Genomic DNA, 18,440 nt, shown 5'->3' with positions numbered 1-18,440 from the left:
TTCGCCCCTTGCGAGAGTAGGTAGTGCCCGGGGTTTGTTATGTTAATACTTCTTACTTGAACCTCTCCATCTGCGGAGAGGTTTTTTGTTTGTTTTACTATTAAAAATGGCTCCCATTTTGGGAGCCATAAATTTTAATGTTTTATGGAATAATCCTTGTTCCAGTTTTTCCTTCTAGTGCATCTTTTAGTTTTTCCATATCTGTGATGAGCGCGGGTCTATTTGTTGATGTTACAAAGGAGATACAGGCTTCTATTTTTGGTAGCATACTTCCTTTTGCAAAATGTCCTTCATTCATATATTTTTCAGCTTCTTTTACTGTGATTGTATCAAGTGGTTTTTGATCAGGTTTGTTAAAGTTAAGATATACTTTTTCAACTGCCGTAAGGATTATAAATTCGTCTGCATCAAGTTCTTTTGCTATTAATGCTGAGGCTCTATCTTTATCTATAACTGCTTCTACTCCCTTTATTTCTCCTTTTTCGTCAATTATTACTGGAATTCCTCCACCACCGCCTGCCACTACTATAACGTCGTTTTCTACCAAGTCTTTAATTGTTCTTTTTTCAATAATATCAAGTGGTATTGGTGATGGAACAACTCTTCTCCATCCTCTTCCAGCATCTTCTTTGAATAACCAACCTTTTTCTTTCATAATCTTTTTTGCTTCTTCTTCGCTATAAAATGGACCTACTGGTTTTGTTGGGTTTTTAAACCCTGGATCATCTTTATTTACTACAATTTGTGTTACTACTGTAGCAATTTCTTTATCTATTTTTCTTTCATTTAAAACATTTTTCAATTCTTGTGAAATCATATATCCAAGGTATCCTTGGGTCATTGCGCCTAATACGTCCATTGGAAATGGTGGAATAGTATCCTTTGCAATATCTTGTTGAACTAGTAGATTCCCAACTTGTGGTCCATTTCCGTGAGTTATTATTATTCTGTAACCTAACTCAATCATATCTGCAAGATATGATGCTGTAACTTTTATATTTTTGAACATATTTTCTGCCGTTGGTTTTTCTCCTGGTCTATTAATTGCATTACCACCAATAGCAACAACTGCCAATTTCTTCATATTTTTTGCCTCCTACCTGATTATAGGGTTGCTACCATAACAGCTTTTATGGTATGCATTCTATTTTCAGCTTGATCGAAAACTTTAGAATGTTTGCTTCTAAATACTTCATCGGTTACTTCACGAATATCTAACCCTCTTTCCTTTGCTTCTTTTGCAACTGTTGTTTCAAAGTCGTGGAAGGATGGTAAACAGTGCAAGAAAATAACGTTTGGATTTTCCGTTCTTTTAATTAAATTCATGTCAACTCTATATGGTGTTAATAATTCAACTCTTTCTGGCATTTTATCTTCTTCGCCCATCGATACCCAAACATCTGTGTAGATAGCGTCTGCTCCTTTTACTCCATCGAGATCAGGTGTATATTCAATGATTGCTCCAGATTCTTTGGCGTTTTCAAGTGCTTCATTCATGATTTCGTCTGACGGTTTTAATGACTCTGGACCAACTGCAACATAGTGAATACCAAGTTTTGAAGAAATTCTCATTAAAGTATTTGCTACATTATTTCTTGTATCGCCTACAAAAACTAGTTTCATTTGATTAAGTGGTTTGTGTATAAATTCCATCATTGTCATAACGTCTGCAAGACCTTGAGTTGGATGTGCTTCATCAGTCAAACCGTTCCAAACAGGAACTCCAGAATATTTTGCAAGTGCTTCAACAACTTCTTGTTTGTATCCTCTGTATTCAATACCATCGTACATCCTTCCTAAAACTTTTGCGGTGTCTTCTATTGATTCTTTTTTACCCATTTGACTATTGGTAAGGAATGTTACATGTGCACCTTCATCGTATGCAGCAACTTCAAAAGCAGTTCTGGTCCTTGTTGAAGTTTTATCAAAAATTAGAACAATGTTTTTTCCTTTAAGTAGTTCTTGTCTTAGCCCTGCTCTTTTTTTAGCTTTTAAATCAAATGCAAGATTAAGAAGATATTTTATTTCTTCAGCTGTGAAATCTTTTAGTGTTAAAAGACTTCTTCCTTTAAGATTAACTGGCATGTTATCTCCTCCCGCTTTTTTATATTTAAAACATAATCAGGTATTTTAATTATACACTTGTTTTTTGCATTTATCAAAACAAACAAATCTTGAAAAACAACAGTTTTTCAAGAATATTTATTTGTTTTAAATTTATATTTGTTTAAGATTGAGTATGCACGAGTATGCATCAGAATACATCGCATACTGATGCATATCTTTAAAATGAAAAATTATCTGTGAAAAATATATCATTCTTAAAGTTAATTGTTATATTTAAAGTTTTACTTTTCGTTTTAGATCTAATATAATTGATATCGAAAAGGAGGATGAAAGAATGAAGGTAAATGTTTATTCTGAAGTAAAAAAATTAAAAATTGTGTTGCTTCATAGACCTGGATTGGAATTAGAAAACATCGAACCTGATTTATTAGAAGAGTTATTGTTTGAAGATATCCCATATTTAAAAAAGGCTCAACAAGAGCATGATTATTTTGCCAAGGCTTTGAAAGATAATGGTGTTGAGGTTAAATATGTTACAGATCTACTTACAAATACTTTAGAAAAAAAAGGATTAAAAGAACAGTTTGTGGATGAATATTTAAATCTTAGTGAGGTAAAAAATGAGTATATATTGGAGGCTTTAAAGGAATATTTGTTAGCTTTTGAAACAAAGGAAATGGTAAGAAAAATTATAGGAGGAGTAAGGATAGATGAATTTAAATTAACCAAAAACAGTTTTTCAACAGTTGTTCATTTAAATAAACAATTTTATCTTCTTCCACTTCCAAATCTTTATTTTCAAAGAGATCCTGTTGCTTTTGTGGGAAGAGGAGCGCTTATTAATAGAATGAAGACAAAGGCAAGAAGAAGAGAATCATTATTTATGAAGTATGTCTTAAAGTATAGTGATGAATTTAGTAATATTCCCATTTATTATGATATGAATGAACCGTTTTCCATAGAAGGTGGGGACGTTTTGGTATTGTCTGATAAAGTACTTGCTATTGGGATTTCACAGAGGACAGATCCGGAAGCTATAGAAAGAGTTGCAAATAAAATATTTTATGAGTCAGACGAAAGCTTTGATACTATACTTGCAATAAATATGCCGAAAAAGCGTGCATATATGCATCTTGACACTATCTTTACAATGGTTAGTGAAAATAAATTTTTAGTTCATTCAAAACTTGAAACCAGCTTGCATGTATATGTGTTAAAGAAAAATAAGGATGAAATTGAGGTTACAGAAGAAGATTTGCAGTTAGAAGATGTGCTAAAAAAATATCTTGAGAGAAATGATATTGAGCTTATTAAATGTGGAGGAGATGATGAAATAGCTGCAAAAAGAGAACAATGGAACGATGGTTCAAATGTTTTAGCAATAAGTCCTGGAACGGTTATAGCATATGAAAGAAATTATGTGACAAATCAGTTGTTAAGAGAAAAAGGAATTAATGTTATAGAAATTCCTTCAAGCGAGTTATCAAGAGGTCGTGGAGGGCCTAGATGTATGTCGATGCCAATCTGTAGAGAATAAAGAATTCCCCATCCTATTTAGGATGGGGAATTCTTTAAAAGTAGGTTGCATAGTCTTCTATATATCTTAAATCTTTAATTTTTACATTTTTTCCTTTCATTTCTATAATTCCTTTCTTTTCAAGTTCAATAAAGACTCTTGATAGTGCAGGGCGAGTTACTCCAAATTCTCTTGCAAGTTCGGTTTTAGAGATTTCAAGTTTTATAGTTTTAGATTTTTGTTTTTTAAAGGAGTCATAAAGATATGAACATACCTTTTGAATAAGGTTTTTGAGTGTTATCTCATAAAATCTATCGGTAATAAATATAAATGTGTCAGAGACATTTTGTAGATAATTTTTTAATATTTTTTCGTTTTTCATCATTTCATGAATGAGAATATCTTTGGAGAGTGTTAAAATTTTACATTTTTTGATTGCTACTACATCAACTGGATATTTTGGATTTGATGAAAATATCGTTGCGATTGCAAGCGTTTTTGGAGCTATCATATGATCTATTTGTATAACTCGTCCGTCTTCATTCACAAATAACCCCAATGTTTCACCTTCTATGAGAATTAGTATTTCATCTATTGGATCATTCCTTTGTTTTATTACTTCATCTTTTTCAAATGTTAAAATTTTGGAGTTTTTTATAATTTCTAAAATTTCATTTTCATTTAAATCTTTAAAAAGGCTACAATTCTTAATTGATTCTATGTATTGTTTCAAAATGTTCCCTCCAAAATTAATCATATTAACTTAAAATACTTAAAAACTCTGATTCAGGCATTGGCTTTCCAAAATAATACCCTTGGAATAACCTAAAACCTATCATAGTCAAAATTTCAAGCTGTTTTTCATTTTCTACACCTTCAGGTATTGCCCCCATATTAAAAGACTCTGCAATGCTATATATTGCTTTTAAGAGATTTAGATTTTTTTCATCGTCTATATTACTTATGAATTCTCTGTCTATTTTAATTATATCAAATGGAATATTTCTTAAATAATTTAATGAAGAGTAACCAGTTCCAAAGTCATCAAGGCATAATTTAAATCCTTCGCTTTTTAGTAGATTAAGATTCTCACGAACAATATCGTTGTAGTCAATGAAGAGATTTTCTGTAATTTCTATTGTAATTTGTTTGCTTTGTATATTGTATTTTTCAAGTATTTTTAGATAATCTTTTGAAAAATTGTTATTTTTTAGTTGGATAGGGCTGATATTAACATCAACAAATTTCAGTTTTTTTGTTTTAGAAAGTAATTTACATACACTTTCAAATATCTGTTTTGATGCTTGTTCTATAAGACCAGTTTTTTCTAGAAAATCAAGGAATTCAAACGGTGGTATTACTTTTCCATCTTTAACCCATCTTATTAACGCTTCAGCACCAACAATTTCCATATTGTGTGTGGCTATTGGTTGGAAAAATGGTATAAATTCGCCCTTTTCAATTGCTTTCTTTATTTGAACTTCTTTCTCTAATTCTTTTCTTATTTCATCTTCTATTTCTTTTGAATAAGTTATAATTTTATCTTCGTCCTTTGATTTTGAAAGTGAAAGGCTGGCTTTTCTTATAACTTCATCAATATTTTCATTACTTTTGAAAATATAAGTTCCTATGTGAAATTGCAGCGAAATATCATCAATCTTAATATTTTTCAAGCAATTATTTATATGCAGTATAAGTTCTTTGTTTTTATTGTATGCTTTTTTTACATCTATGTCCAATTCTTCTGCTAATATCCAAAATTCATCAGCATGAGCCCGTGAAATAATATAATTTGTGCATTTTCTTAGTTTATTTGCAACAATTTTAAGGATTTTATCTCCAAAAACATTTCCCTTTATAGAGTTAATTCTTCGAAAATCCTTTATATCAATGAATATTAGGGAATGATAAAAAAGTGGCTTTAAACTTTTAAGTCTTTTAATAACATATACTTTATTAAATGTTTGGGTTAGAGGATCTTTTTCTATGAGATTAGATAATTGTTGTGATAGCTTTTTTTCATTTGAAATATCTGAATATATTATGTAGATGAATGTTTGGTTTTCAATTTCAAATTTTGAGGCATAAATTCTGACAAATATATTTTTACCATTTTTACTTTTTCTGACAGTTTCATAGTTTACATATCCTTTTTTTAATATTTGAAGTGTCAAAATTTTTGATTCTTCTTTTAAGTAATCTGGTACGATGTTTTCAATATTTTCTAATTTTTTGTAACCAAAGGTTTTTGTGAATGCACTGTTGCAGTCTACAATCTTCCCGGATGGAGTTATCAGGGCAAGTGGTTCAGGTATATTGTTAAAAAGGTTATGAAATAACTTGTTTGCAATTTCTTGCCTTTTTGAATATTTCATTTCTTTTGTTATATCTCTAAAATAGTATATGGCTCCTTTTTCAAAATTAATAATTTCTATAGAGTAATATTTACCATCATTTTCAATTATCTGCCCATTTTTAAAATTATCTTCAAGTTTTCTATTTATTATTTGATTAAATTCTTTTCCTATAATTTTCTGGGCAGGTTTATTTAAGTTAAGAACATAGTTGTTCTTATCTACAAGAAGTAATCCGTCGCTAATATTTAAAATAAGATTTTCTTTAGCAGCTTCGATTGTACCTATCCGACTTTTTCTTATGAGGACAGATTCTACTATAAAGAAAGAGAACATTGTTAATAGTAGTAGAAATTTGCTGTTATGTTTGTTGATAAATATTATAATAGCATAGTAAGAAAAAAGTGAGAAAAGAACAATGTTAATAGTAATTTTTACGCTTTTTTCAACATTTGTTTTTATGGTGTTTCTAAATATAAGAGTAATAATGAACAGAGAATATATAACAATAGAAAGCTCCGCTATTTTTGAATTAGTTAGTTGAATTTTAAATATAAAATCATTGATTAGAATTAGAAAGAATAATGGTAAAGATATAAAAAATCTTTTTATGTAATTTTTTGTTTTTCCATAGTAATCTTCAGAAAAAGCATAAACAGCTGGTAAAAGCGAAATTGCTATTATGTCTTCAATTGTATATAAAAAATGGTTAAAGTTATATTTTGTTTTTAAAACTTCAAAAATTGATAAAACAAGTAAAACATAGTAAATATGAACTAATGCTTTGGATATTTTATATAACTTTCTTTCGTAAAGATGTACTAATAAAATTGCAGATAGAAAAAAATTAAAAGTTCCATTGTCTTCCTCCAATTGTTCTTTTCACAAAATATAATACCACTTTATTTAGAAGTAAGCAATACAAGATTTATAAAAATTACTATATTTTAATAATTAGTTTAATGTAAAATTGTTATTGTAAAATGAAAAAACCCCTCTTCTTTATTTATATGAAGAGGGGTAGTGTAAATAATTATTTAAATTTTAAATTTTTTGATTTCTTCTACAAGATTCTGGGCTATTCTATTTAAGTTTTCAGAAGAGATATCTAGTTTCTCACTTGATTTTGCTTGATTTTGAGCTGATAGTGTTATATCGTTTACCTGTTGTGATATTGTTACAATTGATTTTGAGACAACATCCATTGCACTACTCATTTCTTGTGCCGATGCACTTTGCTGTTGAGAGCTTGCTGCTAGATTATCAATTTCCTCTGTAATACTTTCTATTTGCCTTAATATATTTTCAAACTTTTCTTTTGCAATGTTTGATTGATTTGCTGCTTTTTCTATTATTTCAACAGTTTGATTGCTTGCTTTTGCTGTGTTTTCGATTTTTTCTTGAATGTCTTTTAAAATTTCTGAGATCTGAGTTGTTGCATTTTTACTTTCTTCTGCAAGTTTTCTAATTTCATCAGCAACAACTGCAAATCCTTTTCCAGCTTCTCCAGCTCTTGCTGCTTCTATTGCAGTGTTCAGTGCTAGCAAGTTTGTCTGCTCTGCTATTGAATTAATTGTTTGAACAATTTCGTCGATATTTTTTGTGTTTTCGTTTAAAGTTTTTACAATTTTTTCAGTTGAATAGCTTATTTCTTTTGCTTTTTCAACAATTTCGCTAATTGCAACAACTTCTTTTTCACCTTCCTTTGCATTTTCAGCCATTTTATTTGCATTTTCTGAAATATTCTGTGCGGCATTTGAAACATTTTGAGCACTTTCTGCAACTTCTTCCACGCCACTTGTTACTTCTTCTACAGATGCGGATGCATTTTGAATTGAATTATCTATTTCTGTTATTTGTGCTGATAGTTCCTGAGCACTAGCACTTAAGTTATCAGCAATATTTGCAAGTTCTTCTGAAGATGAGTTCAGATTTAAAGTAGTTTTACTTATTTGAGAGAAGCTTTCTCTTAACATATCGGCCATTTTTTGAAGAGAATATGATATTTGTGCTATTTCATCTTTTCCTTTTGTAGTAAACTTTACCGTTAAGTTTCCTTTGCCAAATTCAAGTATATTTTTAACCATTGATGTAAGTGGTTTTGATATAAAGTAAGATGATGAAACATAAATAAAGAAGCTTATTAGAATAATAACAGACAAGAAAATTATTATGGTAGTGTTGGTGATTTTATTTACTGATGAAAATAGTTCAGACTTATACAAAGTTAATCCAAAGGACCAACCTTTTCCAACCTTTATTGGAGAATAAAAGACATAAACTCTACTGCCATCTGATCTTGTGTAACTTCCATATCCAGATTTTCCCCCCAGCATCTTTTGAGCTATTGCCTCTAAACCTTTAAATCCTTGCTTTGAGGTTTCAAGTATATTTACTTTCATTCTAATCTTTTTATCTGGATGTGCAATTGTAAGGCCAGTTGAGTCAATTATCCAACCAAACCCTTTATTTCCAACTTTTGTTTCAATGGCAATTTTATTTAAATCGTCTAATTTTACTGCGGCACCAAATAATCCAATTGTTTTTCCATTTTCGTCCTTTACCGCGGCTGCAACTACGAAAATACTATTCCCAGTTGCTTTTGAAATTAGGGCATCACTAATATAATATTTATATCCCTGTTTTATTATTTTTTGGAAATATTCTCGATCGCTTACATTTGCGACTGCACCTGAAGTTGTAGGTGCTGTTCCATCTGGATAAGCTATAAAAAACATTTCATAATCATTCCTTGATGAAAGTTTATAATTTAATTCTTTACTCATTAGATCTTTCCAGTTTCTAGTTTTTAATGCCTCTATTACTGAACTGTTATCGGCGAAGTTTTGAACATCTCTTAAAATACCATTTAACCATTCCTCAATTATTTGTGAAGTTTTTTGAGAAATTTCAAGAGCGGAGTCAATAGATAAATTTTCTATAGACTTTCTTGTTTGAAATGATATTAAAAAAGTGCTTATTATAAGTAGGGCAATTACTGGCAGTAATACAAAGATTAATAATTTTCCCTTAATTGATTTCATAAAAAACCACCTCCTCTTTTGTTATGGCAGAAAGTTTGACTATTTAAATTATATTTAAATTCATCGTAATTTTATCACAAGTAAAGTAATTTAAATATTTCTGTATTGTTTCTTTTCGGTTAAAAATATAGAAAAATAAAAAAATATATTTTGTTAGAATTTAAATATTTAGCTTTTGTTCAAAATCTATACAATAATAATATTTTATTGATTTGTTTCTTTAATTAAAAATAAAAATTTAAATAAAATTATAAAGAAACGTTTAATATAGTATTTTCTTTTTATATAAATAGATTGAATGTTAAAATTTATTATTTAAAATTCACAAAAAGATTGGAATTTCAATGAAGTTTAAAATAAATACATATTGGTAATACACTTAAAAGGAGGGAAAAAGAGTATAATTAGACATTATGAATTAAGTGAGGAAGCTATATTTTAACAAGTCATGATTATTAATTTTGAGATATTAGTATATAAATTAAGGACACCATATGGTGCCCTTAATTTATAATTTTGTACTACTACTATTTTAATTGTTTAATTAACTTAGTTTAAATTTTTTAACTGCTTTTACCAATTTTTCTGCAATTGTTGATAGATTTTCTGATAGGTTATTAACATTCTGACTTGCACTAGCTAATTGTTTTAGTGCATCTGTTATTTCTTCAATTTCTTGCGCTATTGAAGTAATTGACTGTGTTGCTGAATCCATTGCACTACTCATTTCTTGGGCAGATGCACTTTGCTCTTGTGCACTTGTTGCTAGATTTTCTATTTGTGTTACTATACTTGATATTTCGTTTGTAATTTTGTTGAATTGGGTAACTACTACATCAGCACTTTCACTTATATTTTCGACGACTTGTACCGTTTCTTTTGTTGCTTCGTTTGCTTTTAATGTTCCCTGGCTTATTTGATTTAAAATGCTACCAATCTGTTCTGTTGCGCTTTTGCTCTCTTCTGCAAGCTTTCTGATTTCATCAGCAACAACTGCAAATCCTTTTCCCGCTTCTCCAGCTCTTGCTGCTTCTATTGCAGCATTTAGTGCAAGTAGGTTTGTTTGCTCTGCTATAGAATTTATTGTTTCAAGGATTTGGCCTATATTTCTTGCATGTTCATTAAGTTTTTCAACTACGTTTTCTGTTTGAGCAACGATATCTTTTGCTTGTTTGATTTTTTCAACAATATTTTTTACAGCTTCATCTCCCTCTTTCGTAGCATTATTTACTTCTGTAGAACTCTCTGATAGCTCTTGAGCTGCTTTGGAGACATTTTGAGCACTTGATGCAGCTTCTTCTATTCCACCGGTTACTTGCTGGATAGAAGCAGATGTGTTTTGTATTGATAGATTTATTTCTTCCATTTGAGATGAAATTTCTTCTGAAGATGCACTCATTTCTTCCGCTGTAGAAGCAAGTTTAGATGATGATGAAGAAACTTGGATTGAAGAATCATTGATGGCCATAACTGTTTCTTTCAAATCTTCAACCATTTTATTTAAATAAGTTCCAATTTGACTTATTTCATCTTTCCCACTTATTTGGAGATGAACAGTAAGATTTCCTTGTGATACTTTTTCAAGTGTGGTAATAATTTTTTTAACTTTGGTTACCATAGTTTTTGCAAGTAAAATCAAGAATAAAAGAGCAGCAACTAATATAATTATAGATGTAATTGTAGCTTTCAAGTAACCTTTTATTTTTGCGTTAACAACTTTACTTACATCTGATTTAGTTAAAATTGCAGCTACAACGTTTCCGGAAAAATCTACCAATGGGAATGCTTCGTAGAAATATTTATCTATAAGTTTATAATCACGTTCACCTTTAAGAATTTTTTCAAAGTTAAATTTATTATAATAGTCTGTTATCGAGTCATCTTCTTTAATGGCTATATCTATACGTTCGCCTTTATTGTTGTAAAAAACGTAAAGAATGCTTTTACCTGGAAGTCGTTTGAGAAAATCTTTCCCTAAATCCGTACCAAGCTCTACGGTTCCAATATGCTTTCCATTGTATTCAAGAGGTTGAACTACCCTAAGTCCTAATCCTTCAACTCCAACTTCGATCCCCTCTACTATTTGCTTTTTCTTGTTTGCCTCAACTACGGTTTTTCGAAAAGTGGATAGATCATCACCATATTTTTCAGGTTTTTGAACACGAAGAAAGCTATGATTATCTGGCGTGTGAAAATGAAATTTAGCAATACCTTCTTTTTTTAAAACTTTAAAAGCGTCTTTTGTTAGTGAGTATAATTTTTTCCTATCACGTTTTGCAAACGCTTCAATAATTTCTTTATTAGAAGTAATTATTTCGAGAGCTTGCTTTAAACCTTGAAGTTCTTCATCAAGCATTGTTTGTGTGAGTTTTTGGAAACTATCAGAGTAATTACTCATCCATGCTTTGTCAAGATTATTCTGAGTTGTTTGACTCATAAAGAACATTATTCCTATAACAGCTGCTAAAATTATTGGAATAATAAAGTAAAGTACAGTGGATAACTTCATTATAACACCTCCTATAATTTAAAAAGAAACATTTTTTAGAAAAAATAAACTGATTAAATATATCATTGATTCGTGATATAGGGTTGATATGAACCTAACTTTGAAGTATTTAATTTTGTAAATTGTTTTATAAATTATAAGTAAAAAATTCTTTTTTAATTTAGAGTAATTTATTTACAAAATGATTTTATCATGATTTTAATTAAAATTCAAATAATTTTTTAATAGTTGGTTATTTGTGTTATTGGATTACATGAATCTTATTTGATTGTCTAATAAAATAATATATTTATTTTTAATGCGTATGTTGAGATTTTCATGATCTTATTTACTAAGTTAAAATTGAAAAAAGATGTTATAATTAAGAATATGAAGATAGAAAGAGAAAAAAAATATTTTGTAGATGAAAAACTATTCCAGAATCTTAGAAAAAAAGCAATATATAAGTTGGGGGTTATCCAGTGGTATCTGGAAAAATGTGTATTTATTAAAGGTGAAAAATGTAGAATAAGGTATACTATAGATTCAAAGGGATGTGAAAATTGGGTTGTTGCTTTTAAATCACCTCTTTTTGGGGACTATAAAAGACTTGAAGAAGAATATGAAGTAAAAGTGGAAGATTTATCTATCTTAAAAGAAAAACCAGTGATTGCTAAGATCAGGCATTTTCTTTTAATGGAGGAAGCAGAGGTAATTGTTGATGAATTTATAGAGCTTGATTATCCATTAAAAGTTAAATATTTAGCAGAGATAGAAACAGATGAAGATTTTAAAAAATTCGAAGAAATGTTTTCTTTGTCTAAGGCAGTTAAAGATTTTGAAGAATATACTAACAAAAATCTTGCAAGAGTTAGTAAATTTTCTCCTGAAGAGATTATTAGAAAAGTACAGACTATGCTATAATCAATTAGACACAAAAAAGAGGAGGGTGAATATGAAGGCTTTGATTTTATGTGCTGGAAAAGGGACAAGACTTAGACCGCTCACATTTACTATAGCTAAACATTTAATTCCAATAGCAAATAAACCTGTAATATCATACAGCCTTGAAAAAATAAAAAGTGTTGGAATTGAAGAAGTCGGTATAGTAGTAAATCCAGAAAATATAAAAGACTTTAAAAATTTTTTTGGAAATGGTGAAAAATTTGGTTTGAAGATTGAATATATTCTTCAGCAAGAGCCAAAAGGACTTGCTCATGCTGTAATGGTTTCAAAAGATTTTCTCAAAGATGATGATTTTTTGATGTATCTTGGAGATAACTTGATATTGGATGATATAACCTCATTTGTTGAAGAATTTAAAAATGATGAGGACATGAAAGCTTCTATATTACTTTCACCAGTCAAGGACCCCTCAAGGTTTGGTGTGGCTGTTGTAAAAGAAGGGGAGATAATAGAAGTTGTAGAAAAACCAAAAGAGCCAATATCTAACCTTGCTATAATAGGGCTTTACTTGTTTAGAAATACAATTTTTGAAGGAATCGCAAATATAAAACCTTCATGGCGGGGGGAACTTGAAATAACAGATGCAATTGGATATTTGATAAAGAATAATTATAAAGTAAAAGGGCATGTTGTTTACGGTTGGTGGAAAGATACCGGAAAACCTGAAGATTTAATAGAGGCCAACAGAAAAATTTTGGATGATAATCATTTCAAAGTGCAAATTGATGGTATAGTTGATACTTCAAGTGTAATACAAGGAAGAGTATCCATTGGAGAAAATAGTGAGATTATAAATAGTACTATTAGAGGGCCTGTGGTAATTGGTAAGAATTGTATAATTAAAGATTCTTACATTGGGCCATACACGTCAATAGGGAATAATGCAGTGATTGAAGATTGTGAGATAGAAAACAGCATATTGATGGATCATGTAAAGCTAATGAATCTTCCATACCCTATTGATTCATCTCTTATAGGTAAAAATGTGCAGATAGTAAATAATGAAAAAAAGCCAAAAGCTATGAAATTTGTTATTGGTGATATGGGAAAAGTCGAAATAGTGAGGTGAAGTCTGTATTGATAAAGTTAATAGTTACAGATTTGGATGGTACATTACTAGACAGTCAAAAGGATATACCACCACAAAATGTTTTTGCCTTAAGGAAAGCTATGGAAAAAGGAGTTTATGTGAGTATTGCAACTGGAAGAAATTATTATTCGGCTAAAAGATATATTGATGAATTAGGTTTGGATGTTCCTGTTATACTGCAAAATGGTGCTTTTATTTACATGCCTTTGGAGAATAAAGTTTTGTATGAGTCTTTGTTAGAGTCAGCCATTGCAAAAGACCTTATAAATTATGCAAGAAAGTTTGATCTTGATTATATTTTGTATTCATATTTTTTAGATGAGATCGATATGTACATGGACAAGGAGCATAACGGAGGATTTGTAACCTACATTAAGCAAAATAGTTGGAGAATAAAGTATGTGGATAATGTTTTAAGATATATAACAAGGGAAAAGGTAGCACAAGTAGTTTTAATAGGAGATGAATCAAAGATTTGGTATATAAATGATATAATAAAGCAAAAGTATCCAGAGAAATATAGTGTTGTAAAAAGTACAGTCGTTGATGGCTGGAGTTTTATAGAATTTTTTGGTCCAGGGTCTTCAAAGGAGGAAGCTGTAACTTTTTTGATGAATTATTTTAACGTAAAAAGTGAAGAAACTATGTTTTTGGGAGATGGATATAACGACCTTGGAGTTATGAAATTGATTGGTTTTCCGGTTGCTGTAGATAATGCATGTGACGAGGTAAAAAAAGCATCACGGTTTGTTACCCTTTCAAATAACGAAGGGGGAGTGGCTTTTGCAATTGAAAAGTTTGTTCTTTAGCTTGATTTTACTTTCTATTTTTTCTTTTTCGTACGATATGCTAGATCTTCAGATGGCTGTCGGTGAGAGAAATCAAGAAAAAGTATTGAGTATACTTAATTCATTGGTATATGAAAAATTACCTCTTGAATTTAAATGTGAAGTGATTCTTGCGTATACAGATTTATATTTTTGGGGTGAAAATATACCAAAAAATGATTACCAAGAATTAGCCAAAAAATACGTAGATGAGCTTTTAAAAAAGGATCAAACCTACTGGAAGGTTTATTATGCAGCAGCTCTTGTATACGGGCATTATGTTCAAAAAAACTATCTTTTAGCACTTTTTTATTCGTCAAAAGTTTTTAATTATGCAAAAAAATCGGTAGAGCTTGGGCAAGATCAATACCTTGCCCATCTTTTATATGGTATATTAAACCTTGAAACACCATTTGGGAAATTAGAACTTGCTGAAAAGCATCTTCTAAGGGCACTTGAGCTTAATCCAAACCATGTTTATACCTATGTAGAACTTGGAAAGTTGTATGAAAAGAAAAAAGAATGTAGAAAAGCAAAAGAGATGTATAAGGTGGCACTTAAAATACCTGGAATGAAAATTTGGAGTTATATAAACAAAGAGGGTAAAATAGAAGCAAGGCAGAGACTTTCGGAGGTGGAAAAGCGGTGTACAAGCGAATAAAAGGCACAGAGGATATTTTTGGAGATGATATTAAGTACTGGTATTATATTGAAAATGTTGTTAAAGAGACTGTAAGGCTATATGGTTATTCAGAAATAAGAACTCCCATTTTTGAGGCCACAGAGTTATTTATAAGAAGTGTTGGAGAAGAAACGGACATAGTCCAGAAAGAAATGTATACTTTTGAGGATAAGGGGCAAAGAAGCATTACGTTAAGACCTGAAGGAACTGCTCCAACCATTCGAGCTTTTATTGAAAATTCAATGATGGCAACGGGATTGCCAAAAAGATTATTTTATATTGGTCCTATGTTTAGGTATGAAAGACCTCAAAAGGGAAGACAGAGACAATTTCACCAATTTGGTATAGAATTAATTGGTTCTTCTTCGCCGCTTGCAGATGCAGAAGCAATAATTGTTGCTGATAGGGTTTTAAAGAATCTTGGACTTTTAAACTATACTATAAAGATCAATTCTATTGGTTGTGATAAATGTAGAGCAAATTATAAAAATGCATTAAAAGAGTATTATTCAGATAAATTGGATAATGTGTGTGATGACTGTAAAAGAAGATATAATACCAATGTTTTAAGATTGCTTGATTGCAAAGTTGATGTTGAATATGTAAAAAACGCTCCAAAGATTACAGATTATTTATGTGATGAATGCAAATATCACTATGAAGAGACAAAAAGATTACTGGATAATCTAAAAATTAATTATGTAGAAGATCCCCTTCTTGTGAGAGGGCTTGATTATTACAATGGTGTAGTTTTTGAAATTCATCACGGAGACCTTGGAGCGCAAAGTGCAATTGGTGGTGGGGGAAGATATGATAAGTTAATAAAGGAACTTGGAGGAAGTCAAACGCCGTCTTTAGGTTTTGCAATGGGAATAGAAAGGCTTATTATAGCATTAAAAAATGAAAAAATTCCAGTGGAAGATATAAAGAATAACGAAATATTTGTTGCTCATCTTGGAGAACAAGCAAGGATTGAAGCGTTAAAAATAGCCGAGGATTTAAGGGACAATGGCATATCTGTAGTATTTAGTACAATGGAAAGAGGTTTAAGTGCTCAATTAAAGCATGCATCTAGATTGAAATGTAAACTCTGTGTAATTGTTGGTGAAAATGAACTTGAAAGAAATGTTGTGATACTCAGAAATATGGAAACAGGAGAGCAAATAGAAATAGAAAGAGATTATGTTGTAGGAACAGCTAAAGAATGGATTGAAGAGTGATAGTATGAGCTATATAGAGGCAGTTATAGCTATAATCCTTGTTTTTGTAGCTGTAACTGCCGTTTTCACGTCAATTGAATATCAGCAAAAGATGTATTCTAAGATACTTGAACGTGAATTACTCCAATTGTATTCAGAAGATCTTTTCTGGTTGACTATTTATAACCTTCCAAACACAACACCTTTCGATTCCTTTGAAACCTACTATTCTACAAAAAGTGCATATGTTGTTAAGGACTTTGAAAAAGTAAGGAAAGATATTAATTGTATTACTTTTACATTTCCTAATGAGAAATCGGTGAATATATATTACTTTGATAAATAGAATATTTATAAACCAAAAGGAGGGAAAGCCCTCCTTTTTTGTTTTTTTTATATCTCTTTTTCTAATTCTAAATCTTTTAGATCTGTTGATTTTCCGAAAAATCTTAATATTGCCCAAATTAAAGAAAATCCGATTATTAAAGTAATCCAAATTGGCAAACCAATACCTACTAATATATACCCTATAAAAGCTATAATTGCAACTGTGACGGCATATGGTAATTGTGTTTTAACGTGATCAATGTGATCAGCAGATGAAGCCATTGAAGACATTATTGTGGTATCAGAAATAGGTGAACAATGATCACCAAATGTTGAACCAGTTAGAACAGCACCTAGAGTAGCAAACACTAATGTTGAAGGTTCATTTCCTGTATATGCAGCTGCTAAAGGAATAGCCAAAGGAAGCATGATAGCCATTGTTCCCCAAGACGTACCTGTTGCGAATGCAACTATTGATGACATTACAAATACTAATGAAGGGATTAACCATCCAGGCAATGATGATGAAACGACTTTTACTAAATAATCAGCAGTTCCTAGATCTGTTGCGATCGAACCAATTGACCAAGCTAAAATTAGTATTATCGTTGTTATGACCAATGATTTTGCTCCCTCTACCCATGCTTCTAAAGCTTTTCTCAAAGTCATAATGCCTTGGGAAACGGCCATTATAACTGCAACGATACTTGCTAGGGCGGATGCCCAAATTAGTGCGGCTGAAGCATCAGCGTCACCGAAAGCATTTCTAATTCCCTCTAAGCTAAATGGTTTTTCTAATCCTCCACCTGAATACCATAGGCCAATGAATGCGAAAATGATTAGTGTTAATATAGGGATTAAAGCATTTGAGACTTTTAAAGGAATATTACTGTTATCCAATTCTTTTTCAAAATCTGTAGATAACATTGGTTCTGCGTTATCTGCCAGGACTTTACCAGTTAACCTTGCTCTTTTTTCAGCTTCATACATTGGTCCAAAATCTCTGAGTAAAAGACCAACCATAAATACCATAAACAATGCAAACAAACCATACATTCTATATGGAATTGATTGGAAAAATATATTGTATGGATTCACATTTGTTCCTAAGGAATTAAAAGCATCTGAAATTAAGCCCAATTCATATCCGATCCATGTGGATATAGCTGCCATTGTTGCTACTGGTGCAGCTGTTGAGTCAACTATGTAAGATAATTTTTCTCTGGAAATTCTTAATTTATCTGTTAAAGGTCTCATAGTAGGGCCAACTATAAGAGTATTAGCATAATCATCAAAAAATACCACAACCCCCATTAAAGTAGTCACTAATTGAGCACTTCTTGGGGTTTTAGCCTTTTTTGCAAGAGCATTTGCAATAGCTCTTGTTCCTCCCATTTTTGCAATGACACCAACTAATCCACCAATGGTTAATGTGAATATAATAATTCCAGCATGCCAACTATCAGCTAGAGCATTTACAGGGTATTCAAAGGTTTTTGTGTAACTTTCAATAATTTTCATAAAAAATCCAGAGTTTGATGTTGTAAAAACATTGATTACAGCGCCTGAGAATACTCCTAATAACAAAGAAAGTATAACTTCTTTTGTTACAAATGCTAGGACGATAGCTAGTAATGGAGGAATAATTGACCAAATTCCATAGTTTACTGTTTTTGTTTCACCAGAATTTCCAAATGCTAAAGAGGCCATCAATAAAAATACTAAAAAGATAAAAGTTGCTAACATGTACTTTTTCTTCATTTTATCCCCCCTTAAAGTGTAGAATAATTTTCAAGCAGTAATTTTAGTAGTTTTTTAAGATTAATTAAATTGTTGTTTGTTGTAAAAGAAACATTTCTTTATCTTTACAGTAAAAACTC

14 protein-coding genes are annotated in these 18,440 nt (G+C 30.5%); 7 read left to right on the top strand and 7 right to left on the bottom strand.

Annotated elements, in window-relative coordinates:
* Positions 1-142: 142 nt before the first annotated feature.
* Entirely contained in the window at positions 143-1,084 is a 942-nt protein-coding gene (gene arcC, locus HNP65_RS03875; RefSeq protein ID WP_184619002.1) for a carbamate kinase, read from the bottom strand.
* A 20-nt stretch (positions 1,085-1,104) separates the two neighbouring features.
* Positions 1,105-2,085, bottom strand: a complete 981-nt coding sequence (gene argF, locus HNP65_RS03870; protein WP_184619001.1) for an ornithine carbamoyltransferase — start codon at positions 2,083-2,085, stop codon at positions 1,105-1,107.
* A gap of 316 nt (positions 2,086-2,401) precedes the next feature.
* Here argF and arcA point away from each other — a divergent pair, with 316 nt between their 5' ends.
* Positions 2,402-3,604 carry an arginine deiminase gene (gene arcA / locus HNP65_RS03865; RefSeq protein WP_184619000.1) on the top strand — a complete coding sequence of 401 codons (1,203 nt, stop codon included), beginning with the start codon at positions 2,402-2,404 and terminating at the stop codon, positions 3,602-3,604.
* 34 nt (positions 3,605-3,638) lie between these two features.
* On the opposite strand, the gene HNP65_RS03860 is transcribed toward arcA, so the two are convergent.
* The 4 genes from HNP65_RS03860 to HNP65_RS03845 all read right to left on the bottom strand — a co-directional run bounded on the left by HNP65_RS03860 (position 3,639) and on the right by HNP65_RS03845 (position 11,490).
* Complete coding sequence (locus tag HNP65_RS03860) at positions 3,639-4,316, bottom strand: Crp/Fnr family transcriptional regulator (RefSeq protein ID WP_184618999.1); 678 nt, start codon at positions 4,314-4,316, stop codon at positions 3,639-3,641.
* A gap of 25 nt (positions 4,317-4,341) precedes the next feature.
* Positions 4,342-6,810: a sensor domain-containing protein gene (locus HNP65_RS03855; protein ID WP_184618998.1), complete on the bottom strand. Its 2,469-nt coding sequence runs from the start codon at positions 6,808-6,810 to the stop codon at positions 4,342-4,344.
* 164 nt (positions 6,811-6,974) lie between these two features.
* The gene (locus HNP65_RS03850) at positions 6,975-8,981 is read right to left on the bottom strand and encodes a methyl-accepting chemotaxis protein (RefSeq protein WP_184618997.1); all 2,007 of its coding nucleotides are present in this window, start codon (positions 8,979-8,981) and stop codon (positions 6,975-6,977) included.
* A gap of 544 nt (positions 8,982-9,525) precedes the next feature.
* The gene (locus tag HNP65_RS03845) at positions 9,526-11,490 is read right to left on the bottom strand and encodes a methyl-accepting chemotaxis protein (RefSeq protein ID WP_184618996.1); all 1,965 of its coding nucleotides are present in this window, start codon (positions 11,488-11,490) and stop codon (positions 9,526-9,528) included.
* A gap of 318 nt (positions 11,491-11,808) precedes the next feature.
* On the opposite strand from HNP65_RS03845, the gene HNP65_RS03840 reads away from it, so the two are divergent.
* The 6 genes from HNP65_RS03840 to HNP65_RS03815 are packed head-to-tail and all read left to right on the top strand — an operon-like array spanning position 11,809 to position 16,579.
* The gene (locus HNP65_RS03840) at positions 11,809-12,393 is read left to right on the top strand and encodes a CYTH domain-containing protein (protein WP_246348169.1); all 585 of its coding nucleotides are present in this window, start codon (positions 11,809-11,811) and stop codon (positions 12,391-12,393) included.
* Positions 12,394-12,424: 31 nt separating this feature from the next.
* Positions 12,425-13,504, top strand: a complete 1,080-nt coding sequence (locus HNP65_RS03835; RefSeq protein ID WP_184618995.1) for a glucose-1-phosphate thymidylyltransferase — start codon at positions 12,425-12,427, stop codon at positions 13,502-13,504.
* Between the two features lie 8 nt (positions 13,505-13,512).
* Positions 13,513-14,334 (top strand): HAD family hydrolase, encoded by an 822-nt coding sequence (locus tag HNP65_RS03830; RefSeq protein WP_184618994.1) that lies wholly within the window; start codon positions 13,513-13,515, stop codon positions 14,332-14,334.
* Positions 14,309-15,013, top strand: a complete 705-nt coding sequence (locus HNP65_RS03825) for a tetratricopeptide repeat protein (RefSeq protein WP_246348168.1) — start codon at positions 14,309-14,311, stop codon at positions 15,011-15,013. The genes HNP65_RS03830 and HNP65_RS03825 overlap by 26 nt, the downstream gene beginning before the upstream one ends.
* The gene (hisS, locus tag HNP65_RS03820; protein WP_184618993.1) at positions 14,998-16,254 is read left to right on the top strand and encodes a histidine--tRNA ligase; all 1,257 of its coding nucleotides are present in this window, start codon (positions 14,998-15,000) and stop codon (positions 16,252-16,254) included. Before HNP65_RS03825 ends, hisS begins: the two co-directional genes overlap by 16 nt.
* Before the next feature lie 4 nt (positions 16,255-16,258).
* Complete coding sequence (locus HNP65_RS03815; RefSeq protein WP_184618992.1) at positions 16,259-16,579, top strand: hypothetical protein; 321 nt, start codon at positions 16,259-16,261, stop codon at positions 16,577-16,579.
* Between the two features lie 47 nt (positions 16,580-16,626).
* Here HNP65_RS03815 and HNP65_RS03810 read toward each other — a convergent pair whose 3' ends face one another.
* Positions 16,627-18,321 carry a Na+/H+ antiporter NhaC family protein gene (locus HNP65_RS03810; protein ID WP_184618991.1) on the bottom strand — a complete coding sequence of 565 codons (1,695 nt, stop codon included), beginning with the start codon at positions 18,319-18,321 and terminating at the stop codon, positions 16,627-16,629.
* Positions 18,322-18,440: the final 119 nt, after the last annotated feature.

This window comes from Thermosipho japonicus (assembly GCF_014201655.1).
In the GTDB taxonomy this organism is placed as follows: Bacteria; Thermotogota; Thermotogae; order Thermotogales; family Fervidobacteriaceae; genus Thermosipho; species Thermosipho japonicus.
Note: the sequence above shows the minus strand (reverse complement) of the source record. Positions and strands in the feature narration are given on the sequence as shown.

Excerpts from the sequence above, each read along its gene's own strand:
- HNP65_RS03835 (WP_184618995.1), top strand. The coding sequence starts at position 12,425 with ATGAAGGCTTTGATTTTATGTGCTGGAAAAGGGACAAGACTTAGACCG.
- HNP65_RS03815 (WP_184618992.1), top strand. The coding sequence starts at position 16,259 with ATGAGCTATATAGAGGCAGTTATAGCTATAATCCTTGTTTTTGTAGCT.
- arcA (WP_184619000.1), top strand. The coding sequence starts at position 2,402 with ATGAAGGTAAATGTTTATTCTGAAGTAAAAAAATTAAAAATTGTGTTG.
- HNP65_RS03840 (WP_246348169.1), top strand. The coding sequence starts at position 11,809 with ATGATCTTATTTACTAAGTTAAAATTGAAAAAAGATGTTATAATTAAG.
- HNP65_RS03845 (WP_184618996.1), bottom strand. The coding sequence starts at position 11,490 with ATGAAGTTATCCACTGTACTTTACTTTATTATTCCAATAATTTTAGCA.
- arcC (WP_184619002.1), bottom strand. The coding sequence starts at position 1,084 with ATGAAGAAATTGGCAGTTGTTGCTATTGGTGGTAATGCAATTAATAGA.
- HNP65_RS03810 (WP_184618991.1), bottom strand. The coding sequence starts at position 18,321 with ATGAAGAAAAAGTACATGTTAGCAACTTTTATCTTTTTAGTATTTTTA.
- argF (WP_184619001.1), bottom strand. The coding sequence starts at position 2,085 with ATGCCAGTTAATCTTAAAGGAAGAAGTCTTTTAACACTAAAAGATTTC.
- HNP65_RS03850 (WP_184618997.1), bottom strand. The coding sequence starts at position 8,981 with ATGAAATCAATTAAGGGAAAATTATTAATCTTTGTATTACTGCCAGTA.